This is a genomic window from Aestuariivirga sp., assembly GCF_044239095.1.
Taxonomy (GTDB): Bacteria; Pseudomonadota; Alphaproteobacteria; order Rhizobiales; family Aestuariivirgaceae; genus Aestuariivirga.
The window spans coordinates 1-5,154 of record NZ_JBIICB010000294.1 but is presented as its reverse complement, the minus strand read 5'-3'; the positions used below and the strand labels follow the sequence as shown (position 1 = coordinate 5,154).

Genomic DNA, 5,154 nt, shown 5'->3' with positions numbered 1-5,154 from the left:
TGGGGTATTTCCAATCTGCCCGGTTCGAACTCGTGGACCGCCAGCGCCAGGCGCATGATGTCGAGGCGGCTGTTGCCGTTGGTATTCGTCAGAAAGGGCGGTAGCAGCGATTGGTAGAAGGCTTGCCGAAGGAGATCTTCATCGAATTCCAGGCTGTTGTAGCCGGCAAATACCGCAGGCGACCATGCTGAGAGCTTCTCGTGGATCGTGGCCGCCATCTCGAAGTGGGACGGCAGTACAGGATCGGACAGTTGCTCCAGAGCGACACCGGTAACGAGAAGAGCCCCCGGAGCCGGAAGAATATGTGGCTGGATGCGGCAGCGGATCTCGAAGCGATCGACTTCATTCAGGGCGTCGTCAGACTTTATCGCCGCAAACTGCAGAATCTGGTCGTAGAAGGTATCGCTGCCCGTTGTCTCGGTATCATAGAAGACAAATGCCATGAGATATCTGCCCCGCGCGCCCTGACCACTCAGTCTTTGCGACCAGAGATCGTGGTCTTTGTCTCGAGGGGACTGGAAATCGCGCTTTTCAGCCAGCAGCTCTTTCTTCTGGCCATGTATGTAAATGCGCGGCAGCGATGATCCTTCTCGCAACCGTCGGAACACTCGCCGAATCCCACGTCCCGTATCTCCCGGTAGTCGTTCCCCGGATAGTCGGTTCTTTCCATGATCGTGATCGTCGATCTTCGGAGCCTGCTCTCAAGATAGATCCTGTAGCCAGCAAATGCGTTCGGGTTCCTGAATACGCGTTCGCCATCAGACTTGAGAAAACACACAGCGTGCCTGGTGTTGAACGTGAATGCCCTGCAGCGCCTGTCAGACATGCACGCTTCCTCACACTGTGCTGCCGACACGTTCTTAAGCGGCATGCCGGGAAGGTCATGACCGTATATATCAGCACCTTGAATGTGAGACATGGCAATCTGGCTGTTATCGACAGCAGGGGCGGTCACCACAGGAGGAGTGCCCTGCACTACCTGGCCGGATGGCGGCTCCAACGGTACCACCACGATCTCTTCATCATTCGAGGGACTTGCCGTTCTTCTCCGGTCCGTCGCAGGCGATGTTTCATTTGCTATCTTCACATCGATGCCGACGCTCTCCGCGTCCTGAAGGGTCAACCATGTCATTGAATCGGGCGATGCGGAGCTGATGTAGGCAATCGCGTACTGTGACAGTCCCAGAGAGTTGAGGTATGCGCCAACCAGCGCGTTTCCGACGCCGGTTTCCCGGTTCACACCGTTTTCCTGGATGAAGGACGCATGGAAGCCCACCTTCGATGACTCCTCCATGTAACGTTGTACGCCCGCGAGCCAGATGTAACCGCAGGCGGACGCACAGACGGTATCCGCCGGAACGTAGGTGAAGAAGCCTTTCAGCCGAATCGCCTTACCGATCTCGACACCAGCGAGTGTGCTCCCGCCGGGACTGTTCAGAACGACAATGGCCATGTCGTTCTGAAGGGCCACCTGCGCGAACTTCTTTTCATCTCCGGCCACAAGCTCGCCTTCAATTGTGATGAAGACAATGTCACCCGAAGGATCGGGCTCCACGCTGATTTCAGCGGCTTCGGGGTAATGGCACATTCCTGCGAGCAGAACCGCAGAGACGAGCATCAGGCAGATCATGCGCTCAACAGCCCCGAGCCAACCATTGACCAGGCAAGTACGCTCAGGATTGCTGTGCTGGCTTCGCATCAGGAACCCTCGACGCTCTCGGTTTTCCGCTTGGACAGCATGCGCTGAGCCACGGGCCATGTGCGTTCGCAGAACCCCCATTTCGCGGGCTCGATTCCGACGCGCCGGAGTTCGATACGGTCTGCTGCCCAGCAGCAGGAGATGTCGATGTCCGAGTGTACCTTTCCCGCATCATGCCAGTGCAAGGCTTCCGCAAGGCGCGTCAGCCTGCCCGGTTCGAAATCGAAGAACCGCCCATTGATCTCCCTTGCGACGTCCGCTGCACGCGCCCCATGTCGGGGATCTTCCCATTCGTTCTCGCGCCGGCAGTCATGCAGGAGTGCAAAAACGGCTACGAAGGAGCGGTCAACTTCCAGCTCTTCGGCGAGCACCATTCCGTTCCAGAGCACTGCACGCCAGTGTATCGGGCCGTGGACGCTCCCATACCCTAGCGTGAACCTGGATTCAGCTACGCGGAGCAGCCCGGCGGTGTCGACATCAATGAGTTCGATCATGAGAGTGCGTTTTCCTCGAGCGGCCGCTTTGCGAATTACCCGCCATACCCAGTATCACTCAAGAGTTTTGGATTAGGCAAGCCAGCTTGGATCGGCTCATGCATTCGGCATGCCTGGCAGAACTCCGACAATGAGTCGTCGCACCATTGACTTGAACACTGCCGTTCGGTAAAAAGAACACAGCATCTGGATTGGGTCGACGCCCAAACCAACCTGCCTACCCGGGCAAGGTGGTGTCCGAAAGGAGATGCGGCTTGAAAGAGCAATTATACGGGGTGCGTCGACCCTCTGAGTGATGAGGGACAAAAAATGGCGCCGACGGAAATCTCCGAGGAAAAGATCAGGGCATATAAGGCGACGCACTATCGTGCCGTTTCTGGGCCTGATGTGCTTGTGTTGCGGATCGGCCAGTATTCGCCTGCTCTCGCGTTGCGCTACGCAGCAAACGGATCGGATTGCGCCCTCTTCATCACCGCGTTCAATCCTCTTGGGCAAGGGCAGAATGACGCCGCCAACAAAGAGGCTCATGCCCGTCTAAGCGAGACTCTCCGCCCTCTGGCGTCTGCGATCATGGAGGGCGAAGGATCCGATCCATCCGGTAAATGGCGCCCGGAGAAGAGCTATCTGGCCTTCGGGATCGATATCGATGACGCGCGGGAACTGGGAAGCCATTTCCGGCAGGATGCGGTGGTCTGGATCGGAATGGATGCCGTGCCTCAACTGCTGCTGCTTCGCTGAATTCTTGGTCTGGCCAACCTGACTGGCCGGGGGGATTTGATCCGGATTGCCGCCCCCGACATTTCGTCGAACGCGGCTAAAAGGAGAAGACGCATGTCCATTCGCAATGGCCTGTTCACGTCGGAATCGGTGTCCGAGGGCCATCCCGACAAGCTCGCCGACAGGATTTCCGACGGAGTCCTTGACGCCTTCCTGAAACGCGATCCCGACGCCAGGGTCGCCTGCGAAACCCTGCTCGCCGACCAGTGCGTCGTCGTCGCCGGGGAGTTCAGGACCCGCCGCGTCGAGGATTTCCGGGCAGTGCGGGAGGAAGCCGTCCGCCTGGTGCGGCATGTACTGCAGGACGCCGGCTACACCGACAGCGGCACCGGCATCGATCCGGACCGGTGCGAAATCCAGGTCAGGTTCAACGGCCAGTCGCAGGACATCAACCAGGGCGTAGACCGCGAGGACGGGGTTCTCGGAGCCGGCGACCAGGGCCTGATGTTCGGCTACGCCTGCACCGAGACGCCCGAGCTGATGCCGGCGCCCATCGTCCATGCCCACCGGCTGGTACAACGGCAGGCGGAAGTCAGGCGAAACGGCAGCCTGCCGTGGCTTGGGCCGGACGCAAAGTCCCAGGTCACCTTCCGCTACCGCCCGCCTGCGCCCGTCACCATCGCGCCACCACCCGCACTCGACGGAACCGCAAACATGCCATAGTCTCTCATTCGACTTGGTCCAAAATGTCGGTCAGGTCAGAGAGTTGGGGAGAAACTGTGAATGCACATCGGTGGCAAGCGCGTGGGAAGCCACTTGGCAATCTTGGTGCTGCTGGTGGTTTCCCTTGGGGTGGGTAGCCGACCATCGATGGCTGATTATGTCACGGACTGGTCCCGGATCAGCCTGTCTGCCATCGACGACTCTGGCGTACCTCCCGAGGAGGCCTATAGGATCAACGCAATCGCGCAGACGGCCGTGTTCGAGTCTATGAATGCTGCCGACCCTAATTATTCCTCCGACATCGAGGCAGCGGATGCCTCCCGCCGCCCCTCACTGGATGAGAAGATAGCTGGAGCTGCAGCACTTCTTGCAGTATTCCGGGATCTGGTTCCCGACCAAGAACCGAAGTTGCGGGCTAACCTGGAGTCTGGGACAAATCTACCCTGGCAAAGAGACAGTGTTGAACTTGGTGAGCAGATTGCAAGTGAAATCCTGAAGCTGCCTTCGGCAGCAGCTATTCCGGACGTCGAAACCTATCGCCCCTTCACTCGGGCCGGACAGTATGTCCCGACAGTACTACCCGAATATCTGACCCTGCCCAGTCGAAAGCCATGGATCTTGGCGCGTGCCAATCAGTTGCGTCCGCCGCAACCACCCTCTCTCGAAAGCAAGGCATGGGTGTCGGCCTACCAGGAGGTCAAGGTGTGGGGGGCAAAGAAGAGCGCAAAGCGGTCTCAGGAAGATTCCGATATTGCCGTGTTCTGGTCGGCACGCGTACCGGGAAAATATTTCGGCGTTCTCTACTCCGTTGCTGACCTCCCGGAGCGGACGCCCATCGAAAATGCCCGCTTTATCGCAATTGCCTCGCAGGCAATGGATGATTCCCTCATGGCTGTCGCCGAGGCGAAGTACCACTATAATTTCTGGCGGCCGATCACAGCTATAAGGAATGGAGATAAGGACGGGAATAGGCTGACCGCAAGGGAAGGGGGCTGGCTGCCATTCATCAAGACTCCCTTGCATCCGGAGTATCCATGTTCGCACTGCTCTCATGCAGGGATTGTTGCGCAACTGATCGATGTCGAGATGGACGGAATGAGCCTGCCAGAGCTTAAGACAGTGAGCCCGGCATTGCCTGGCGTTGAGAGGTCGTGGCGGACTACGCGTTCATTCTGCGATGAGGTGAACAGAGCTCGCATCCTTGGCGGCGTGCACTATCGATTTTCCACCCTCGCTGGAGAGGAACTCGGCAGGGCGATCGGCCGTCTCGCATCGTGGAAGTATATGCCAATCAAGAAGTGAGCCACGTTGTCAAAGCAATCGATTTACTAGCCCGAATTATGCATTCTGGACAGGCGGGTGTAGCTTAAGCAACTGAAATCACGTATGATTTTGTTACTGACGCCAATCATCGCAGTTTCAGGGAAGCGACACCCGCCATGATCGATTCTACCCCGATGTTGCCCGGCCTGTCACCTGTTGCCGGTAAAAGGATCGCCGCCCAATTCGACGGCGGGTTGC

The 5,154-nt window shown here is 58.2% G+C and carries 6 protein-coding genes and 1 riboswitch; of the genes, 3 read left to right on the top strand and 3 right to left on the bottom strand.

Features of this window, described 5'->3' with window-relative positions:
* The 3 genes from ACILRA_RS19535 to ACILRA_RS19525 all read right to left on the bottom strand — a co-directional run.
* On the bottom strand, positions 1–443 hold a 443-nt coding region (locus ACILRA_RS19535), incomplete at its 3' end, for an exonuclease domain-containing protein (protein ID WP_395663726.1).
* Between the two features lie 29 nt (positions 444–472).
* Positions 473–1,699 carry a PAN domain-containing protein gene (locus ACILRA_RS19530; RefSeq protein WP_395663725.1) on the bottom strand — a complete coding sequence of 409 codons (1,227 nt, stop codon included), beginning with the start codon at positions 1,697–1,699 and terminating at the stop codon, positions 473–475.
* The gene (locus tag ACILRA_RS19525; RefSeq protein WP_395663724.1) at positions 1,699–2,193 is read right to left on the bottom strand and encodes a hypothetical protein; all 495 of its coding nucleotides are present in this window, start codon (positions 2,191–2,193) and stop codon (positions 1,699–1,701) included. Before ACILRA_RS19525 ends, ACILRA_RS19530 begins: the two co-directional genes overlap by 1 nt.
* Positions 2,194–2,370: 177 nt before the next feature.
* Positions 2,371–2,473: riboswitch (SAM-I-IV-variant riboswitch) on the top strand.
* A 29-nt stretch (positions 2,474–2,502) separates the two neighbouring features.
* On the opposite strand from ACILRA_RS19525, the gene ACILRA_RS19520 reads away from it, so the two are divergent.
* The 3 genes from ACILRA_RS19520 to ACILRA_RS19510 all read left to right on the top strand — a co-directional run bounded on the left by ACILRA_RS19520 (position 2,503) and on the right by ACILRA_RS19510 (position 4,935).
* Positions 2,503–2,931 carry a DUF3293 domain-containing protein gene (locus ACILRA_RS19520; protein WP_395663723.1) on the top strand — a complete coding sequence of 143 codons (429 nt, stop codon included), beginning with the start codon at positions 2,503–2,505 and terminating at the stop codon, positions 2,929–2,931.
* 93 nt (positions 2,932–3,024) lie between these two features.
* Positions 3,025–3,633 carry an S-adenosylmethionine synthetase N-terminal domain-containing protein gene (locus tag ACILRA_RS19515; RefSeq protein WP_395663722.1) on the top strand — a complete coding sequence of 203 codons (609 nt, stop codon included), beginning with the start codon at positions 3,025–3,027 and terminating at the stop codon, positions 3,631–3,633.
* Between the two features lie 60 nt (positions 3,634–3,693).
* A complete protein-coding gene (locus ACILRA_RS19510; RefSeq protein ID WP_395663721.1) occupies positions 3,694–4,935 on the top strand; it encodes a vanadium-dependent haloperoxidase in 1,242 nt (413 codons plus the stop codon).
* Positions 4,936–5,154 lie beyond the last annotated feature (219 nt).

Excerpts from the sequence above, each read along its gene's own strand:
- ACILRA_RS19530 (WP_395663725.1), bottom strand. The coding sequence starts at position 1,699 with ATGCGAAGCCAGCACAGCAATCCTGAGCGTACTTGCCTGGTCAATGGT.
- ACILRA_RS19525 (WP_395663724.1), bottom strand. The coding sequence starts at position 2,193 with ATGATCGAACTCATTGATGTCGACACCGCCGGGCTGCTCCGCGTAGCT.
- ACILRA_RS19520 (WP_395663723.1), top strand. The coding sequence starts at position 2,503 with ATGGCGCCGACGGAAATCTCCGAGGAAAAGATCAGGGCATATAAGGCG.
- ACILRA_RS19510 (WP_395663721.1), top strand. The coding sequence starts at position 3,694 with ATGCACATCGGTGGCAAGCGCGTGGGAAGCCACTTGGCAATCTTGGTG.
- ACILRA_RS19515 (WP_395663722.1), top strand. The coding sequence starts at position 3,025 with ATGTCCATTCGCAATGGCCTGTTCACGTCGGAATCGGTGTCCGAGGGC.